At 72.4% G+C, this 17,950-nt stretch carries 12 protein-coding genes; 6 read left to right on the top strand and 6 right to left on the bottom strand.

What is annotated here, in order from left to right:
• Positions 1-124 precede the first annotated feature (124 nt).
• Positions 125-1,597, bottom strand: coding sequence for a hypothetical protein (locus ACQVFL_RS16510; RefSeq protein WP_431726903.1), 1,473 nt, complete (start codon positions 1,595-1,597; stop codon positions 125-127).
• A 261-nt stretch (positions 1,598-1,858) separates the two neighbouring features.
• On the opposite strand from ACQVFL_RS16510, the gene ACQVFL_RS16505 reads away from it, so the two are divergent.
• The 3 genes from ACQVFL_RS16505 to ACQVFL_RS16495 all read left to right on the top strand — a co-directional run bounded on the left by ACQVFL_RS16505 (position 1,859) and on the right by ACQVFL_RS16495 (position 5,244).
• Positions 1,859-2,818 carry a TIGR03557 family F420-dependent LLM class oxidoreductase gene (locus tag ACQVFL_RS16505; RefSeq protein WP_431726902.1) on the top strand — a complete coding sequence of 320 codons (960 nt, stop codon included), beginning with the start codon at positions 1,859-1,861 and terminating at the stop codon, positions 2,816-2,818.
• A 162-nt stretch (positions 2,819-2,980) separates the two neighbouring features.
• The gene (locus tag ACQVFL_RS16500) at positions 2,981-4,027 is read left to right on the top strand and encodes an NAD(P)-dependent alcohol dehydrogenase (protein ID WP_431726901.1); all 1,047 of its coding nucleotides are present in this window, start codon (positions 2,981-2,983) and stop codon (positions 4,025-4,027) included.
• A 110-nt stretch (positions 4,028-4,137) separates the two neighbouring features.
• Positions 4,138-5,244, top strand: coding sequence for a PQQ-dependent sugar dehydrogenase (locus ACQVFL_RS16495; RefSeq protein ID WP_431726900.1), 1,107 nt, complete (start codon positions 4,138-4,140; stop codon positions 5,242-5,244).
• A gap of 60 nt (positions 5,245-5,304) precedes the next feature.
• Here the strand turns inward: ACQVFL_RS16495 and ACQVFL_RS16490 are convergent, their stop codons facing one another.
• Both ACQVFL_RS16490 and ACQVFL_RS16485 read right to left on the bottom strand, forming a co-directional pair.
• Positions 5,305-6,762, bottom strand: coding sequence for a pentapeptide repeat-containing protein (locus ACQVFL_RS16490; RefSeq protein WP_431726899.1), 1,458 nt, complete (start codon positions 6,760-6,762; stop codon positions 5,305-5,307).
• Positions 6,763-6,830: 68 nt separating this feature from the next.
• Positions 6,831-7,691 carry a LysR family transcriptional regulator gene (locus ACQVFL_RS16485; protein ID WP_396698425.1) on the bottom strand — a complete coding sequence of 287 codons (861 nt, stop codon included), beginning with the start codon at positions 7,689-7,691 and terminating at the stop codon, positions 6,831-6,833.
• A gap of 134 nt (positions 7,692-7,825) precedes the next feature.
• Between ACQVFL_RS16485 and ACQVFL_RS16480 the strand changes: the two genes are divergently transcribed.
• Positions 7,826-8,791: a bile acid:sodium symporter family protein gene (locus ACQVFL_RS16480; RefSeq protein ID WP_431726898.1), complete on the top strand. Its 966-nt coding sequence runs from the start codon at positions 7,826-7,828 to the stop codon at positions 8,789-8,791.
• Positions 8,792-8,844: 53 nt separating this feature from the next.
• On the opposite strand, the gene ACQVFL_RS16475 is transcribed toward ACQVFL_RS16480, so the two are convergent.
• Complete coding sequence (locus tag ACQVFL_RS16475; protein WP_396698429.1) at positions 8,845-11,277, bottom strand: glycogen debranching N-terminal domain-containing protein; 2,433 nt, start codon at positions 11,275-11,277, stop codon at positions 8,845-8,847.
• 125 nt (positions 11,278-11,402) lie between these two features.
• Between ACQVFL_RS16475 and ACQVFL_RS16470 the strand changes: the two genes are divergently transcribed.
• Both ACQVFL_RS16470 and ACQVFL_RS16465 read left to right on the top strand, forming a co-directional pair.
• Positions 11,403-12,185 (top strand): alpha/beta fold hydrolase, encoded by a 783-nt coding sequence (locus ACQVFL_RS16470; protein WP_396698431.1) that lies wholly within the window; start codon positions 11,403-11,405, stop codon positions 12,183-12,185.
• Positions 12,186-12,277: 92 nt separating this feature from the next.
• Positions 12,278-12,715, top strand: coding sequence for a DUF7144 family membrane protein (locus ACQVFL_RS16465; protein WP_431726897.1), 438 nt, complete (start codon positions 12,278-12,280; stop codon positions 12,713-12,715).
• Here ACQVFL_RS16465 and ACQVFL_RS16460 read toward each other — a convergent pair.
• Together ACQVFL_RS16460 and ACQVFL_RS16455 are read right to left on the bottom strand one after the other, a co-directional pair.
• Complete coding sequence (locus tag ACQVFL_RS16460) at positions 12,684-14,303, bottom strand: hypothetical protein (protein WP_396698435.1); 1,620 nt, start codon at positions 14,301-14,303, stop codon at positions 12,684-12,686. The genes ACQVFL_RS16465 and ACQVFL_RS16460 overlap by 32 nt on opposite strands.
• Positions 14,304-14,448: 145 nt before the next feature.
• On the bottom strand, positions 14,449-17,838 hold the full coding sequence (locus ACQVFL_RS16455; protein WP_431726896.1) for a beta-L-arabinofuranosidase domain-containing protein: 3,390 nt from the start codon (positions 17,836-17,838) through the stop codon (positions 14,449-14,451).
• Positions 17,839-17,950: the final 112 nt, after the last annotated feature.

The raw sequence follows: 17,950 nt of genomic DNA, 5'->3' as shown, positions 1-17,950 counted from the left end.
ATTTTCGCGCGCACGTGCACGGGTGCCCGGTAGGTGGTTCGACAATTGTCGGACATTGGCTCGGCAATTGCCGGAGCCGTTGCCCGTGATCGTGTCCGACGTCTCGACAGGTGTCGCAGAAGACTCAGTCGCCGGACGGTTTCGGCGTGCTGCAGAGCGTGGTGCCGGGCGGGATGACCTCCTCGGCGCTGTGGATGCGGTACGGCGGCGGCCCCAACCGGCCGGACGGGTTGATCGGCGTGACGTTCAGCAACCGCAGGAACTTGTTGATCACCTTCGCCACCGGGGCCAGGATCGTGTAGCCGATGCCGTACGAGGCCCAGACGCCGATACCCACCCCACGGCACACCGCCAGCGGCGCGCCCAGCGCCGACCCGATCGTCGTCCCGTAGGCCGTGGACACCTCGAAGAAGAGACCGGCCTTGAGCACGAACGCGCTGAATCCCAGGTCGAACCGGACCCGGTGCTCGATGAGCAGCCCCATCACGCCGACCGGCACCCCGCGTAGCGAGTTGATCAGGCTCTCCTTGCGATGGAAGTTCTTGCTGACCTGCGGGCCGAACGTGCCGCCCGCGTACCCGTAGCCGAGCGAGCCGGCCAGGGAGAACTCGCCGTTGCCCTTGACGGTCCCCGCCTTCGCGCCGAAGGCCGTGGTGACCTTGACCGTCTGGCTGATCGTCAGCGCCAGCGGCACGCCGATCACGGTGCCCATCGGGATGGCGAACTCGACCGGGATCGGCAGGACCGCCTTGAGGTTGTGCCCGTTCCGGATGCCCGCCTCGAAGGTGTACCGGACCCCGAAGCCACCGGCGATCGACAGCTCGGCCCGGCTCACGCTGCCGCCCCTGATGTCCAGGTGGAAACTCGCCCTGGGCTGGTCGAAGGTGAGCGCCGCCCTGCCGGACAGCTTGGTGCCGTCGCGGTCGTAGTGGAAGCTCACCTCGGCCCCGCCGTGCAGGCTGACCCCGGTGGAGAAGTTCGCCACCACCGTCGTGACCTCGCCGCCGCCCCGGACCGGTGCCGGCTGTGCCGGCCGGGGCGGCAGCGGCGCGGGCCGCAGCGGTCCGTGGCGACCGGCCCGACCCGACGGGCTGGCCAGCACCGCGTCGGCCTCCTCCTCGTCGAGCGCCCAGATCGGCTCACCGGCCCGGTAGGCGACCGGGTCGTCGATCGCGATGTCCTGTCGGGCCAGCGTGCCGTCGCGGATCACGTCGGTGACGGTCACCGGCCCGATCGTGACCAGCAGGTCCCCACCCTCGCGCCGCAGGTCGAGCACCCGGCCGACGCCACGCCCCGTGACGAACATGACCTTCCCGGGCGCGAGGTCGTCGGCGCGGGGCGCGGCGGCGTCGATGCGCCAGGTGAGGCCGTCGGCGGTCACCGAGCGCACCGCGCGGCCACCGCCGCCGACGAGCACCACGTCCGGCTGGTACGTCAGGTCGGGGTGCGGCACCGGCGCCATCCCGTACCGCAGTGCGGACTCGCCGTACGGGTCCTCGTGCGTCACACCGAAGGGGTCGAACGGTGACCTGCCGGTGCAGGCCGTGGCAGCCAGCAGCAGTACCACCGTGAGGACGACCGGGACAAGCTTGCGCACCAGGGACTCCTCGCCGCCGGGGGACACGACCCGCCGTTCCGACCGCCGACCGGCGGCGTGGTCCGGTCAGGTCGGGTCAGCGGCGGTGCGACCGACCATAGGGTCCGGTTGGCGCGGAGGAATCCGGAGTTTCCCCACCTACCGGGATCACCGACGGAGGGTGGGTCGTCGGCATCCGGGGCGTGTCCCGAAACCCCCGCCCGGTCGGCCGGACAGTGCGACAGTGGTCGAGGGAGCACGGGTCGCAGGGCGGGGGAGTCGATGCGGATCGGATACAAGCTGGCCAGCGAGGGGTTCGGGCCGACGGAGATCATCCGGCAGGCGGTCCGCGCCGAGCAGGTCGGGTTCGACTTCGTGGAGATGAGCGACCACTTCCACCCGTGGCTGGACGACCAGGGCCACTCCTCGTTCACCTGGACGGTGCTCGGCGCCGTCGCCGCGCGTACCGACCGGATCGGTCTGGCCACCGGAGTGACCTGCCCGACGGTGCGCTACCACCCGGCGATCATCGCGCAGGCCGCCGCCACCCTCGCGATCATCTCCGACAACCGGTTCACCCTCGGCGTCGGCGCCGGTGAGCGCCTCAACGAGCACGTCGTCGGCCAGGGCTTCCCCAGCGCACGCGGGCGGCACGAGCGGCTGCGCGAGGCGCTGGACATCATCCGGCTGCTCTGGTCCGGCGGCTACCACTCGTACGAGGGCAAGCACCTGCACCTGGAGGACGCGCGGGTGTTCGACCTGCCGGACCGTCCACCGGTCATCGCGGTCGCCGCCAGCGGTGGCGCGTCGGTGGCCATCGCCGCCGAGCTGGGCGACGGGCTGTTCGCCACCGAGCCGGTCGCCGACCTGGTGCAGACCTACCAGCGGATGGGCGGTCAGGGACCGCGCTACGCGGAGGTCCCGATGGCCTGGGCCACCGACGAGGAGCAGGCGGTGCGGGCCGCCTGGGAGACCAGCCGCTGGGCGGTGACCGGCTGGAAGGTGATGAGCGAACTGCCGAACCCGGTCAACTTCGAGGCCGCCGCGCGGACCGTCACCCCGGACGACATCCGCGCGCAGTTCGCCGTCGGCCCCGACCCGGACACGTACGTCCAGGCGGTCCGCACCTACGTCGACGCCGGCTTCGACCACATCGTGCTGCAGAACGCCGGCCCCGACCCGGACGGGTTCCTCGACTTCTTCCGCGACGTCCTGGCCGAGCGCCTGCGCGCAATCGGCTGACCGCCGCGCTGCCGTGCGCGCGCCGCGTACCCGCCTCGTCGCGGGCTGTCGCGGCGCGTCGTCGTGCTCTGCCCCGGTGCGCAGGCGCGGCTAGGCTCGATCATGCCGCCCTCGCCGCACCCCGTACGCGGCCTGCGTCGACCCGTCCTACCTGGGAGAGCTGTGACCCTCGTCAGCGCCTACACCGCCTCGTCCGCGACCGCGCCCCTCGCCCCGGGTCAGATCCGTCGGCGGGAGGTGGGACCGCGCGACGTGCTGATCCAGATCGCCTGGGCGGGAATCTGCCACTCCGACATCCACACCGTGCGCGGCGACTGGGGCACCGTGCCGTACCCGCTGACCGTCGGGCACGAGATCGTCGGCGTCGTCACCGAGGTCGGTGCGGAGGTGACCCGGCACGCCGTGGGCGACCGGGTCGGGGTCGGCTGCATGGTCGACTCGTGCCGGGAGTGCGCCAACTGCCAGGCCGGTCAGGAGCAGTACTGCCTGCGCGGGTTCACCGACACCTACAACGGCACCGACCGGGACGGCTCGGTCACCCAGGGCGGCTACTCGACGCACATCGTGGTGGACGAGCACTTCGTGCTGCGGATCCCCGAGTCGATCCCGTTCGAGAAGGCCGCGCCGCTGCTCTGCGCCGGCATCACCACGTACTCGCCGCTGCGGCACTGGAAGGCCGGTCCCGGCCGCCGGGTCGCGGTGGTCGGCCTCGGCGGTCTCGGCCACATGGCGGTGCAGCTCGCCGCCGCGATGGGCGCGGAGGTGACGGTGCTGTCGCAGACGCTGAACAAGCGCGACGACGGAATCCGCCTCGGTGCCGCGCACTACCACGCCACCAACGACCCGGAGACCTTCACCCGGCTGCGGTACGGCTTCGACCTGATCGTCAACACGGTGAGCGCGCAGATCGACCTGGAGGACCACCTCAACCTGCTCGCCCTGGACGGCACGCTGGTCACCGTCGGCGCGCCGCCGGAGCCGATGCCGGTCCGCATGTTCACGCTCTTCGACAACCGGCGGTCGCTGGCCGGGTCCACCATCGGCGGGATCCGCGAGACCCAGGAGATGCTCGACCTCTGCGCCGAGCGGGGGATCGCCCCCGAGGTGGAGGTGATCGAGGCCGCCCAGGTCAACGACGCCTGGGCGCGGGTGCTCGCCGCCGACGTCCGCTACCGGTTCGTGATCGACATCTCCACCCTGGCCTCGTGACCCGAGCGGTCGTCGACCGCACCAGCCCGGGTCTTTTCCTCAATTTTCGCCACCGCCTGGTTCGCTGCTCGCAGAACCGGGACGACGCAGCAGACCGTTGAAGGAGACGAATGCGATACCGAGTGTGGGCCGGATCGGCCCTGGCCGTACTGCTGGTGGCCGGGACCGCCGCGTGCGGCGACGGTGACACCGACGCCACCGGCCCGAGCCCGGTGGCCACCAGTACGGCGAGCAGTTCCCCGTCGGCGACCCCCGACCTCGACGCGGGGGAGGAGCTGGCCCGGGGCATCGACGTGCCGTGGGGCCTGGCGTTCCTGCCCGGCGGCGACGCGCTGGTCGCCGAGCGCAACACCGGCCGGGTCCTGCGGATCTCCCCGGGTGGCGGCACGCCCGACGAGGTCACCACGGTGCCCGGCGTGACCGCCGGTGGCGAGGGCGGACTGCTCGGGCTCGCCGTGTCACCGGACTTCGCCGACGACGATCTGGTCTACGCCTACTTCACCGCCGCCGACGACAACCGCATCGTGCGGTTCCGGCTCGACGGCGGCCAGCCGGAGGTGGTCTTCTCCGGCATCCCCAAGGCCGGCTTCCACAACGGCGGACGCATCGCCTTCGGACCCGACGGCATGCTGTACGTCGGCACCGGCGACGCCGGGGACACCGGCAGCTCGCAGGACCCGGCCAGCCCGGCCGGCAAGATCCTGCGGCTGACGCCGGACGGCGAACCGGCACCCGGCAACCCGACCGCCGGTTCCCCGGTCTACAGCCTCGGGCACCGCAACGTGCAGGGCCTGGCCTGGGACCCGGAGGGTCGACTCTTCGCCACCGAGTTCGGGCAGAACGACGTCGACGAGGTCAACCTGATCGAGGCCGGGCGTAACTACGGCTGGCCCGAGGTCGAGGGCGAGGGCGACACCGCGGGCGGGCGCTACACCAACCCGCTGGTCACCTGGTCCACCCGGGAGGCGTCGCCGTCCGGCATGGCGATCACCGGCGGTAACGCCTACGTCGCGGCGTTGCGCGGCGAGCGGCTCTGGGTGGTGCCGCTCGACGGCGACCGGCTCGGTGAGCCGTCCGCGCGGCTCGACGGGTACGGGCGGCTGCGCACCGTGCAGGTGGCCCCGGACGGGGCGCTCTGGGTCACCACGTCCAACACCGACGGGCGCGGCGACGTCCGAGACGGCGACGACCGGGTGCTGCGCTTCCCGGCCCGCTGACCCGTGACCCGGCGGGGCTCGGCGGCGGCACCACCACCGCCGGGCCCGCCGGATGCGGTGTCAGGCCACCGCGCCGTGCAGGACCACGTGATCCGGCGGCGCGGTGCCGAACACCACGTCACCGTGGAAGACTGCCCGCCCCGACGGCCCGTCCAGGGTGAACGAGACGTGGTCGAACCGGCTGCCGTCGAGTCGGGTGGTGCCGTGGAACTGGGCCCCGGTGAAGTCGACGTACTCCGCCTCTCCGCCGCGCAGGTCGAGGTCGACCAGGGTGGCGCCGCAGAGCCACAGGTGCACCCCGCGCCACTGTCCCGGGCCGGGCCGTAGCCGGTCGGCGAGCAACCGCTGCGCCAGCCGCCGTTCCCGCAGCAGGGCGTCCTGGCCGGCGGTACGGGCCTCGGCGTCCACCGGGAACGGCACCGGCACCCGCAGGAAGGCGCAGAACGCCGCCACGATGGGCTGCCGCAGCTCGGGCCGGTCGTCCCCGAGCCGGGCCAGGATCCGCAGCCCGGCCGCACGCACCACCGGGTCGGCGTCGGCCAACTGCCGGGAGTAGGGCGTGACCGAGGCGTCCGGCGTCAGGGGACCGCCCGTGGCGACCACCGCCCAGCCGAACGGCCACTCCGACTCGCCGTCGTCGGTCCCGCCGGCCCAGTGGGCGCCGGTCAGGTCGCTACCCGGATGGGCGAGGTGGACCCGCCCGGCGAACCGGGCACCGGCGAAGGACGCCCGCGCCCCGAACCGGGCGTGGTGGAACCAGGCCGGGCCGTCGAAGCGTACGTCCCGGAACGAGACGTCACCGGCGAACCGCGCGCCGTCGCCGCCCTCCTCCCAGTCCTGGTAGTCCTCGATCAGGACCGCCACCGGCCAGTGCGGGTCGTCCTCGTTGGGCTCGTCCCACGGTGCCGGGGTGATCTCGTCCACCGTGTCCCACGCCTCGTCCTCCTCCCACCAGGTCTCGGCGCCCCGGCCGAACCAGGCCATGCCGGCGAAGACGGCGCCGGTGAAGTCCGTCCGTGCCCGGAACCGGGTCCGGCCGAAGGCGGCGTCGCCGCCGACCCGCAGGCCGGTGAAGGTGGCGTCGTCGGCGAAGACCGCCCGTGCGAAGGACACGTCGGTGTCGACGGCGGCGCCCTCGAAGGCGGTGACCCCCGCGAACCGGGTGTCGGCGAACCGGGCCGCCCACAGCCGACAGGCCCGGAAGTCCGCGTCGTGCAGCGTCGCGCCGGACAGGTCCACACTGATCCCGTCCCAGGGCGGGGTCCTCGGGGCCGGGCCGGAGCCGCGCAGCCGATCGGTGAGCAGGCGCAGCGCCGTACGACGTTCCTCGGCGTCGTGGCCGTCCGGCGCGGGCGCGGTCCGCAGCCACGCGCAGATCGCGTCGGTGATCGGCTGTCGCCGTGCGGGGTCGGTCGCGCCGAGGGCGACCAGTGCCTGCGCCGCCGCGAACCGTGCGCCGGGCGCGGTGGTGGTGAGCCGTCGCACCGCCTCGCGGTACGCCGTCGAGGTGTCGTCCACGGCGCGAGCCTAGTACGGCGACGCCCGTCGTGATCATGGTCGACCGGGCTGCGTCGCTGCGGCGCCGCTCAGGACGCGGATGCGGTGCGGGCGCCCGCGGTCAGGATCGCCTCGGCCAGTGCGGCCACCGTGTCGGCGGGTGCGCCGTCGCGGTGCAGCAGGACGAACTCCACCTCGCCCAGCGGCGGCAGCCGGTGTCCGGTCGGGGCCGGCACCAGACCGGGCGGGACCAACTCGGCGGAGTGCGCCATCACCCCGAGACCGGCGCGGGTCGCCGCCACCAGCCCGCCCAGGCTGGTGCTGGTGCAGGCGAGCTGCCAGGCACGACCGGCCGCGCCCAACGCGTCCAGGGCCTGCGCGCGGGAGATGCTGGGCGGTGGGTACGCGACCAGCGGCACCGGCTCGTCCGGACCGAGCCGGTGACCGGGGGCGGCCAGCCAGATCAGCCGGTCCCGCCAGACCAGCCGACCCCGGTCCTGCCCGACCAGGCGCTTGGCGAAGACCACGTCCAGTTGCTGCGCGTCGAGCCGGTGGTGCAGGGTGCCGCTCAGGTCGACGGTCAGCTCCAGGTGCACCAGCGGATGCCGGTGCCGGAAGTCGCGCAGCACCCGGGGCAGGTGGGTGGAGATGAGGTCGTCGGAGACGCCGAGCCGCAGTCGGCCGCGTACCGGCCCGGTGGCGAAGTGTCGTCGGGCCCGGTCGCCCGCGTCCAGGATGTCCCGGGCGAAGGTCACCATCGCCTCGCCGTCGACGGTGAGTTCGACGCTGTGCGTGTCCCGGACGAACAGCGGTCGGCCGGTCTCGGCCTCCAATCGCCGGACGTGCTGACTCACCGTGGACTGGCGCAGGCCCAGTCGGGCGGCGGCCCGGGTGAAGCTCAGGGCCTGGGCCACCGCCAGGAAGCTCCGCAACTGCACCGGGTCGTACACCCGGCGAAGCTATCACGTTCCGTGATCACAGTCAGCATGATGATCGCCTTTCCCACTGATCCATCCGGGCCGACAATGGTCGGCAGCCGCCGAGACGCGCCGGACGGCGCGGGCGACCGGAGGGGAGAGAGGCGATGCGCTGGCCCCGTCGGCTGCCGATCGACCCGTTCATCGCGGCGCTGTTCGGCACCGTGGCGTTGGCCGCCCTGCTCCCGCTGCGCGGCACGGCCGCCGAGGCGGGACGGGTGGCGGCCCAGGTCGCGGTGGCGTTGCTCTTCTTCCTGCACGGCGCCAAGATCGCCCCGAGGGCGGCGCTCGCCGGTGCCCGGCACTGGCGGCTGCACGCGGTGGTGCTGCTCGCCACGTTCGTCCTCTTCCCGCTGCTCGGACTCGCCGCCGCGCCGCTGCGACCGGCGGTGCTGACCCCCGAGCTGTACCAGGGGCTCCTCTTCCTCTGCGCGGTGCCGTCCACGGTGCAGACCTCGATCGCGTTCACCGCCATCGCCCGGGGCAACGTGCCCGCGGCGGTCTTCACCGCCTCCTTCTCCAACATCGCCGGCATCGCCCTCACCCCGCTGCTGGTCACCCTGCTGCTCCAGAGTTCCGGCGAGGTACGCGTCGACGCCGGCTCGATCGGCACGGTGGTGCTGCAACTGCTCGTGCCCTTCGTCGCCGGGCAACTGTCCCGCCGCTGGACCGCCGGCTGGATCGAGCGGCACCGTGCACTGACCGGCCGGGTCGACCGGGGCGCGATCCTGCTGGTGGTCTACTCGGCCTTCAGCGCCGGCGTGGTGGCCGGAGTCTGGGACGAGGTCTCGCCGGGGCGGTTGGCCGCCCTGATCGCCGTCGTCGCCGGGCTGCTCGCGCTGGTGCTGGGGCTGCTGTACGGCGGTGGCCGGCTGCTCCGCTTCGACCGACCCGACCGGGTGACGATCCTGTTCTGCGGAGCCAAGAAGAGCCTGGCCACCGGGCTGCCGATGGCCGCCGTGCTGGTGCAGCCCGAGGCGCTCGGCCTGCTGGTGCTACCCCTGATGATCTACCACCAGATCCAACTGGTCGTCGGTGCGTGGATCGCCCGCCGCTGGGCCGACCGGATGTAAGGAAGGGCACCCTGCTAACGCCTCGTGTATAGCAGGGGTCCCCTCCTTACACCTCAGGGCGTCCGGCGCGCACGGAACGCGCGGCCCCGGCCCAGCGCGTCGGTGTACCCCCACCGGCCGGGTATGTCGAGCAGCTCGATCTGGCCCATCTGCTCCGGCACCCCGGCCTCCACCGCCAGGTGGTTCGCGTACGGCTCCAGGCCGAGCAGCGTCCGCACCAGCATCAGCGGCGTACCGCTGGACGGGGCGTACGGGCTGTCGGCGAGCCCGTACGGCACCGGGACCTTGGTGACGGCCCGGTCGTAGCCGGTGAGGTACGCGGGCAGCCGACCGTCGAAGTAGCGGCTCGCCTCCAGCATGCCCTCGGCGATGCGCGCCGCCTCCCGCCGGAACCCGGCCCGGCACAGGCCCCAGGCGATGATCGAGTTGTCCCAGGGCCAGACCGCTCCGGTGTGCCGCCCGAGCGGGTTGTAGCCGGGTTCGGTCTCGGCCAGCGTGCGGATGCCCCAGCCCGACCAGAGGCCGGGACCGAACAGGTGCCGCACCACGTCGTCGCGCCGCGACCTCGGGATCATGTCGCTCCAGAGCAGGTGGCCCATGTTCGAGGCCAGCCCGTCCACCGGTCGGCCGTCGGCGGACAGCGCCACCGCGTAGTGGCCCCGGTCCGGCAGCCAGAAGTCCCGGTCGAAGCGGCCCTGCAACTCGGTCGCCTCGCGGTCCAACCGGTCGGCCCACGCCGGGTCCCGCCAGAACAGGCGCGCCATCCGGGCGGCCCGCCGTTTGGCGTCGTAGGTGTAGCCCTGGACCTCGCAGGTCGCCTGGGGGAACCCGGCCGGGCGACCGTCGGCGAAACAGATCGCCTCCGCCGAACTGCGCCAGGTGCCGCCCACCTGCTCGGTGCGGCCGGTCTGACACCCGGCCCAGACGTACCCGGTGCGCAGCGGATCGGCGGGACCGTCGAGCCAGTCGATGGCCGCCCGCACCTCGTACTCGTACCCGCGGACCAGGTCGGCGTCCCCGGTCCACCGTTCGTACTCGTCGAGCAGGATGACGAAGAGCGCGGTGGTGTCGACGGCGGTGAAGTTGGCCGATTCGGGGGTGTCGTTGAAGGCGGCCGAGTCGCCGTACCGGCACTCCTGGACGATCTTGCCCGGCTGCTCACCCCGGAACGGGTCGTCCCGCGCGCCCTGGGTCAGCGCCAGGATCCGCAGCGTCCGGGCGGCCCGTTCCGGCAGGACGGGCAGCGCCTGGAAGCTGCTGATCAGGCTCTCCCGCACCAGCAGCGTCATCGACCAGGGCAGGCCGGTGGCGGGCAGCGCGTCGAGGTAGTTGAGGCCGGGGTAGTGCAGCGCGGCGAGGTCGGGCACGGACCGCTCGTACGCCTGTTGCAGCGGCGCGTAGTCGGCGCGCAGGCGGGGTGCCGACTCGGTCAGCCGGGTGATGTCGTTCAGGAGCCGGGTGTCGGGACTTCCGGTCGAACTGTTCAGCCGCTCCCGCAGGTCACGGCTGTGCAGGTCACGGACGAGGGTGAGCACCCGTAGCCGGGTGCTCCAGGCGCTCTTCGCGTCGATCGTGACCGTGAAGGTCAGACCGTCCTCGTCGATCACGGCCGGTTCGCTGGCCGTGACCACGGTCTCCCGGTGCAGGCTCTCCCGCTTGTAGTGCAGCCGCAACGTGTCCCGCTCCACCGTCGCGACCACCGGTCGGTCCCGGCGGAGCCCGCTACGGACCTCGGGGACCTCGGCGAAGTCCGCGGCGACCGCCAGCCGCATGGTGTAGCGCTTCGCGGTGGGCGCGTGGTTGAGCAGGGTGATCTCCTCCTGGAACTCCTTGTCCACCCGGCGTCGCCGCATGACCGAGGTGGTCGCGCTGACGTAGTGGGTGGGCTCGCCGGGCACCAGCCCGAAGCGGGACTCCCAGGTGTGCACCGCGTCGTGGGAGAGCACCGAGAGTTGCTCCCCGTCGAGGGTCAGGTCCCAGGTCGACAGGAACCGGGTGTCGAAGAAGTAGAGGCCCATCGGGGTGGTCGGCGTGGTCCCGACGTTCCCGTTGGCCTCGCTGATCACGAACAGGCTGCCGGCGAAGATGCGGGTGGCCTGCTGGAGCCCGACCAGACCGGGCTCGGCGAAGGTCGTGCCCGGTGCGACCGGCTCGACGGCCCCGCTGTAGGCGGCCACCGGCAGCAGGCGGCGGAACAGGTGCATCAGGACGAGGTCGCCCTCGACCGAGAGCACGCCCCGGAACAGCATGGAGACGAAGTGGTCGTGGCCGGCGAGCAGACGCTCGAAGGAGGCCCGACTCATCTCCACCCGGCAGTCGGCGTGGGTGCCGTCCCGGTGCGCGTGGGCGCGGCCGTCGGCGAGCGTGACGAACCAGGTGTCGTCGCCGTCGAAGTCGAAGCGGAGCACCCCGGTGGGGGTGGTGGGCAGGCGGCCGGGCGGAGTCTCGGCGAGGCTGGCGAAGAAGCTGTCGAGCAGTCCGTCCACCTGCCCCTCCCCGTGTACCGCCGCGCCGGCAATGCAGTAAATCGGACATACAACATATAATTGTGTCCTGGTGTGCGGTCGTGCTTCAGTGGAAGTACGGCCACATCAGTCGGGGAGGTGCGACGGTGGACGGACGGATCGCGGCAGGAATGCACTACCGCACGTACGGGCCCGGACGGGGCGGCACGTTCCTGCTCGTCCACGGCTGGTGCGGCGACCACACGTACCTGGAGCCGGTGGCCCGGCACCTGGCCGCCCGACCGGCCCGGGTGATCGCCGTCGACATGCCCGGCCACGGCGACAGCCAGCCCTCGCCCAACGGGTACGGCGTCGACCAGATGGGCGGTCACCTGCGCGCCCTGGCCGAGGCGCTGGACCTGCGCCGGGTCACGGTGATCGGGCACAGCCTCGGCGGGGTCTGGTCGTTGGCCGCCGCAGCCGCCGACCGGAGTCGGTTCACCGGCCTGGTGCTGCTCGACTCCGCGGTGGCCGGGCCGCCCGGGGCCGCCGACGCGATCGGCGAGGTGGCCGAATCCCTGCGCGACGACACGTCAGGTGCGGCGCGGGAGCAGATCGTCCGCTCGTACTTCCGGCCCTACTCCGAGCCACGCCTGGTGGAGCGGGTGGTCCGGGCGATGGGCCGACCCGCCACCCGGATCGCCTACGAGCCGATCGCCGGACTGGCCGCGTACGTGCGGCAGGGCGGCGACGTGGCGGCGCTGACCACCTGGGCCCGGCCGCTGTTGATGGTCGGCACCGACGCACCGTTCGCCGACTACGCGCACCTCAGCCGACTCGTCCCCGAGTCGCACATCGGGCAGACCGCCGGCTCCGGGCACTTCGTGCAACTGGAGGTGCCGGCACAGGTGAACGCCATGCTCGACCGCTATCTGGAGATCACCCGCTGAGCGCGCCGCACACGGGACGAGGTCGGCGGACGCCGGAGCGGACCGCGCCGACCGGACGGCCACGCCACGGTCCGGCGCACGACGGGGGAGCGGTGACGACGCACGACGTACGCAGACGGGCGCTGCTCCTGGCCGGGGTGCTGCTCGGCGCGGCCGGGATCTTCGACGCGGTGGCGGCCGGCGCCGACCTCACCGGCGACCGGTACGTCTCGATCGGCGCCGGCGTCGTCCACCAGCACGACATCACCGGGTGGGTCTGGCTGCGCCTGGCCGCCGGGGTGGGTACGGCACTGGCCGGGGCGCTCGTACCCCTCGGCCGCCGCTGGTCGGCGCTGCTCGCGCTGGCCGCGGTGGCGGTCTTCGTCGTGCTGCACCTGCTCCTGTTCACCTACCACCCGGTGCAGACGGTGCTGGTGCTCGGGCCGGCGCTGGCCGCCGCCCGGCTGATCCTCCTGCACCGCGCCCCGCTGACCCGTCGACCCGTCGAGTCAGGCCGGGTCAACGGGTCGGCAGGCAGACCTTCCCGGTGAAGGCGGGGTCCGGCTGCCGGAACCCCGCCCAGGCCGGGTTGGCGGCGATGGCCAACGGCGGCGCCTGCCACGCGGCACCGAGCCGCTGCAACAGCGGGTACTCGTCGCGCTCCTGCCGGATCGGTTCGCCGGACAGGAAGGCGACCAGCCGGTCCTCGACCAGGGCGCGGTTCAGCAGGCCGCCGTGGACCCCGGGCATCTGGAACACCGGGATGTCGGAGTAGTCGCCGGGTGGCGCCTCGGCCGCGGTCGAGGTGGGGACGAAGGCGACCATCCGTACGCCCGGCACCGGGCACATGAGCTGGTTGCGGTAGAACGGCGCGTTGTCGACCAGCGAACGGATGAACGGCTCGTCCGGTCCGGTGCCCTTGTGCAGCACGCCGAACATGAGCCGCAACTGCCATCCGGTGACCACACCCCAACCCCGGTCCTGGTGTGGCGGCGGATAGTAGGCGCGTCCCGCGTTGATCAGCGGGCTGAACATCGCCAGCGCGTCGACCGCCGGATGGGCGCCCTCCTGGAGGTAGGTACGGGCGACCATGGCCCCCTCACTCTCACCGATCAACGCGATCGGCCGACCGGTACGCCCGTGCAGCCGCTGCACCTGCTCGCCGAGCAGCCGTACGCTCTGCGCCACCGAGATCGTGGTGTCCCGCGGCCCGTACGGCAGGGGCGTGCCGTCCGGGTCCAGTCCCCGGTAGGAGAACCGCTCGACGCGGTCGTCGACCGGCGCCTCGCCGCCGTACGCGGAGCCGTAGCCGGCCAGGACGATGACCGCCTGCGGCACCTCCGGGGGCAGCGGATGATCGAGCACCACCGCCTCGGCCCGCAGGTCCTTGCCGGGGACCGCGTGCACCAGCGGCGGGATGAGCAGCGGCACCGCCAGGGCGAGCACGGCCGCGACCGGGGTCGCCGGCAGCCACGCCAACCGGACCCGGGGCGTGCACAGGGCGGCGTGCACCGTCCGGTCCCACAGCAACCCGTTCACCACCCCGGCGGCGGCGGCGACCGGCACCGTCCACCAGCCCGGCACGCTCCAGCAGACGGCTCCGGCCATGGTCAGCACCACGAAGTTCAGCAGAGACCAGCCGACCAGGGACAGCGACGGCAGGCCACGCCACCAGGGTCCCACCACGGCGGCCCGTTGCAGGAACGGCGCCAGCAGGAACATCGGCAGCAGCGAGGCCAGCAGCACCCAGGACAGCGCCACCACCGACGCGGCCACCGAGATCAACGCCCACGGTGCCACGATCACCGCCACCAGCAGGGCCAGCCCCAGACTGCGCCGCAACAGCCATCGCACCGGTGGCCGGGGCACCCCGTCCGGCCAGGCGAGCACCACCAGCACGGTGTGGAACACACCCCGCGCCGCCACCAGCACGCCCAACCAGAGCAGGAACTTCGGCCAGGACTCGTGGTAGACGTACAGCCACCGCAGGTCGTGGTAGGTGTCGTACGGCCAGACCGCCGAGGTCTGCGGCGCGAGCCCGGTGGCGGCGACGAAGCCCAGGGCGACCAGGACGGTGGCCTCGACGGTCGGCGGCACGGCGGTGAGCAGCAGCAGTCCCGCCCGCCTGCGCTGCCGCATCCCGCCTCCCCCGCCGTCTCCTCCCTGGCAGACTCCACCGGGAACGGCCGTCGTGTCGGGCAGTTCGGCAACTTCGCGGCGCGCAGGCGCCCGGCAGACCGGGTGACGACGCCCCGGCGGGCGCCGCCACCCGGCAGGACACGCACTAGTCGAGCGCCGGGTACGGGGCCTCGACCTCGGTGGTGATCTCCTCGCCGTCGACGGTGCCGGTGATCCGCACGCTGGCGGTGCCGGCCGCTACCGCCGTGCTGCGCGTGTTGAACTGCTGGAACGCGGTCCGGCCCGGGGCGACACCGGTCACCGTCCGCGAGCCGAAGGCGGTGACCAGCTCGATGGTGAGCGGCACCTGGTCGGCGTTGCGGGCGGAGACGGAGAGGTACGCGTTGGTGCCGACGCGCTGCGTCTTCGCGGTCACCTCCACCTCGAACGAGGACCCGGGGTCGAGTTCCGTCCTCGCCCGGGCGGCGTCGGCGACGATCCGGTCGCGTTGCGCGGCGGTGAAGACGTCCGCCTCGACGAACGCGTCGGCGAGGCGGGTGACGGCCGTGACGAACTGGCCGTGGCCGGCGAACGGCGCCTCGTCCCAGAGCAGGTCGAGGAAGGTCGGACCGTCGGTGCCGGGTGACGGCACGCCGGTGACCGGGACGTCGTACGCGGGCAGGCCGTCGTTGCGCTTGTGGTTGGGCACGCCGGTGTCGATAGCGCCGAACACGACCGTCGGTTCGACGCGCCGGAAGTACGACGAGACGGCCTGCGTGTCGGCGATGTAGTACGGCCGCAGGGTGAACCCGTGCGTGGCGAAGAGCTGGTCACCGGCGGCGGTGCTGCTGCTCGGGGTGATGGCGGCCCGGCTGTAGTCGCCGTCGCGCTTGAGATGGCGGTACAACGACAGCTCCCGGAACGCGCCGCCGCCGGGGTTGCCGAGGATCTGCATCAGCACCGGTCCCCAGAACACGGCCTGGGTGTCCGGGCGGTCGATGGCGCGTTCCACGCGGAGGCTGAACGGCATCCGGATGTCGACCGTGTCGCCGGAGCGCCAGGTGCGGCTCAGCGTCAGGTAGCTGCCCGGGGTGGCGGTGTGCGCGTGCGCGACCCCGTTGACGCTGACCTGGAAGCCCTTGCGCACCCAGCCCGGCACGCGCAGCTTGAGATCCAGTGGGCCGTCGCCGTCGACGGTCAGCCGGACGTGGTCCTGACGGGGGTAGTCCGTCTCCTGCACGACCGTGAGGTCCCTCTCCGACCAGGTCAGGGTCGACGGCACGTACAGGTTGACCCAGAGGGTGGAGTCGTCGGCGGACTTGAAGTAGATCGTCTCCTGGTACTTGGTGTGGTTCTCGATGCCGGTGCCGCCGCAGCAGGTGCCGGTGTTGCCGTAGCCACGGGCGGCCCCCGGAGTCAGCGGCTGGAAGTAGGTGACCTGCGGGTTGCTGACCGTGCTGGTGTCGGCGCGGGAACCGGCGATCTGGTTGATCAGGCCGCGCTCGTAGTAGTCCAGGTACGCCGGATCCTGCTCGTGCAGGAACAGGTTGCGGGCGAGTTTGATCAGGTTGTACGTGGTGCAGGTCTCGGCGCCGCCCTGGGCGATCGAGTTGGCGATGTTGTCCCGGTTCTGGAACAGCTCGATGTTGTTGTTCGAGCCGGGGTAGTTGCCGCCCGTGCCCCCGTTGGCGTACGCCCGGTGCGGCACCACCATGCCGTAGAAGTTCTTCGCGGCCTGGAAGTACTCGGTGTCGCCGCTGTGCTCGTAGACGCGCAGGTAGCCGACGAACTGCGGCACGTGCGAGTTGGCGTGCAGCCGGTCGGGGCGGCGTCGGCCCGGGTTGGTGGCCGGGGTGGTGACCAGGATGTCGCGGTTCTCCACGCAGGCGTCGAAGAGCGACTCGCGGTTGTCGAACAGCCTGGCGGTCTCCAGGTGCCGACTGTCGCCGGTGAGCGCGTAGATCTCCGGGAACACCTCGTTCGCGCCGCCGGTCTCACCGGCGATGTAGAGATCCCACATGTAGTTCAGGTTGTCCCGGGTGATCGGCCCCGGGTAGTCGGGGTGGTTCTTGTCCCCGACCGTCAACGCCAGGTGCGCCCAGTCAGCCATCCTGGTCACCACGTCGAGCGCCGTGGCGTTGTCGGTGTGGTAGTACGCGTCGAGCAGACCCCGCATGATCTTGTGCTGGGTGTACCAGGGTGCCCAGGTGTTCGTGGCCGCGTTGCTGCCGTACACCGCCCACCGGGGCGGCCCGAGCCGCAGCACCGCGTCCTCCGGGATCGCGCCGAGGTAACCGGGGTGGGTCGGCACCCACAGCTCGGTCCCGCCGCTCTGGGTGGCGACGATGCCGCCGTCGCGCCCGTTCGGCGACGAGTCCAGGATCGTCGACCCGCCCTCCTCCTCGAACCGGTACCAGGCGATCGAGCCGCCACCGGTGCTGCCGGCGGGGGAGTCCTGGAGGGAGGCGACCTCCTGGGCGCTGAGCGCCCGGTCGAAGATGTGGAACTCGTCGACGGTGGCGTTGAGCATCGGGTCGCCGTACTGCGACCGTCCGATCCACCGGTTGCCGGGGTTCCCGAGGTTCGCCGGGCTCAGCGTCATGTTGGTGTTCTGACCGGCCTGGACGCCGTTGACGTACAGCGTGCCGGTGTTCTGGGTGAGCGTGACGGCCAGGTGCACCCACTGGTTGACGGGCAACGCGGTGGTGCCGTTGATCTGCTGTTCGCCGCTGCTGCCGCCGACCGTGATGGCGAACCGGGGCGCGTTCCCGGTCGACCCGGCGCGTGGGGCGAGGAACATGTTCACCGTGCTGTTCTGACCGAAGTCGAACAGCCGGCTCCAGTTCTGCGTGGCCGCCAGGTTGACCCAGGTGGCGATGGTGAAGTCGGTGAGCTGGCTGATCGCCTCCTGGGGCAGCGTCACGTGCTCGGCCCGGCTGGGTCCGCCCAGTCGCAGGCCGCTGCCGAACCGGCCGGTCACCCGGCCGATCTCGGGCTGCTCCGGCTCCTGCGGGTCCCCGCCCGGGTCGCCGGTGCCCATCCGGGCGGTGATGGCCGCCTGGCAGGCGGCGAGTTCGCCGACCATCCAGTCGAGCTTGTTCTTGAAGATCGGTTCGCCCAGGTCGGCGTACCCCTGCGCGAGGGCGGTCATGAAGTGCCCGGCCCAGTGGCCGCTGAGCAGCCCGCCGTCCTCCCAGCCGCCGGGTGTGGTGACCCCCGCCGGGTTGGGGCGGCCCGCCTGGTTGTTGAACAGCACCAGGAAGCGCCGCTCGTCGAGCTGCCGCAGGTAGTTCTTCATCCGGTCCCGCTTCTCCTGGAGCAGGCCGTCGCCGAGCCGGACGTCACGGAGCGGGAACGGCCGGACCGGAGCGGTGCCGCCCGGACCGGGGTCGGCGACGACGCCGCCCGGGGCAGGCGAACCGGGGCTCGAACCCGGGATCGGCGTCGCCTGTGCGGCGGCCGGGAACGCAGCCGCGGTGGCGACCGCGGCCACTCCGGCGGCGGACACCTGTAGGACCTGACGTCGGCTCACGGGGATCTCAACGGATTCAGCCACTTAGGATCGTCCTTCCAGGTGGGGTACGGCTCGACCGGTGCGGTGGCGCAGAGACGGATTGTCAGCGAGTGTGAGCGTTAACTTTCCGCTCGTCAATCCCTGCGACCCGGCA

It is taken from the genome of Verrucosispora sp. TAA-831, assembly GCF_050780145.1.
Classification (GTDB): Bacteria; Actinomycetota; Actinomycetes; order Mycobacteriales; family Micromonosporaceae; genus Micromonospora.
This window is presented reverse-complemented; position numbering and strand designations above follow the sequence as displayed.

What these genes read in the sequence shown, in the direction of transcription:
- ACQVFL_RS16505 (WP_431726902.1), top strand. Translation starts at nt 1,859, where the DNA reads ATGCGGATCGGATACAAGCTGGCCAGCGAGGGGTTCGGGCCGACGGAG.
- ACQVFL_RS16480 (WP_431726898.1), top strand. Translation starts at nt 7,826, where the DNA reads ATGCGCTGGCCCCGTCGGCTGCCGATCGACCCGTTCATCGCGGCGCTG.
- ACQVFL_RS16460 (WP_396698435.1), bottom strand. Translation starts at nt 14,303, where the DNA reads ATGCGGCAGCGCAGGCGGGCGGGACTGCTGCTGCTCACCGCCGTGCCG.
- ACQVFL_RS16495 (WP_431726900.1), top strand. Translation starts at nt 4,138, where the DNA reads ATGCGATACCGAGTGTGGGCCGGATCGGCCCTGGCCGTACTGCTGGTG.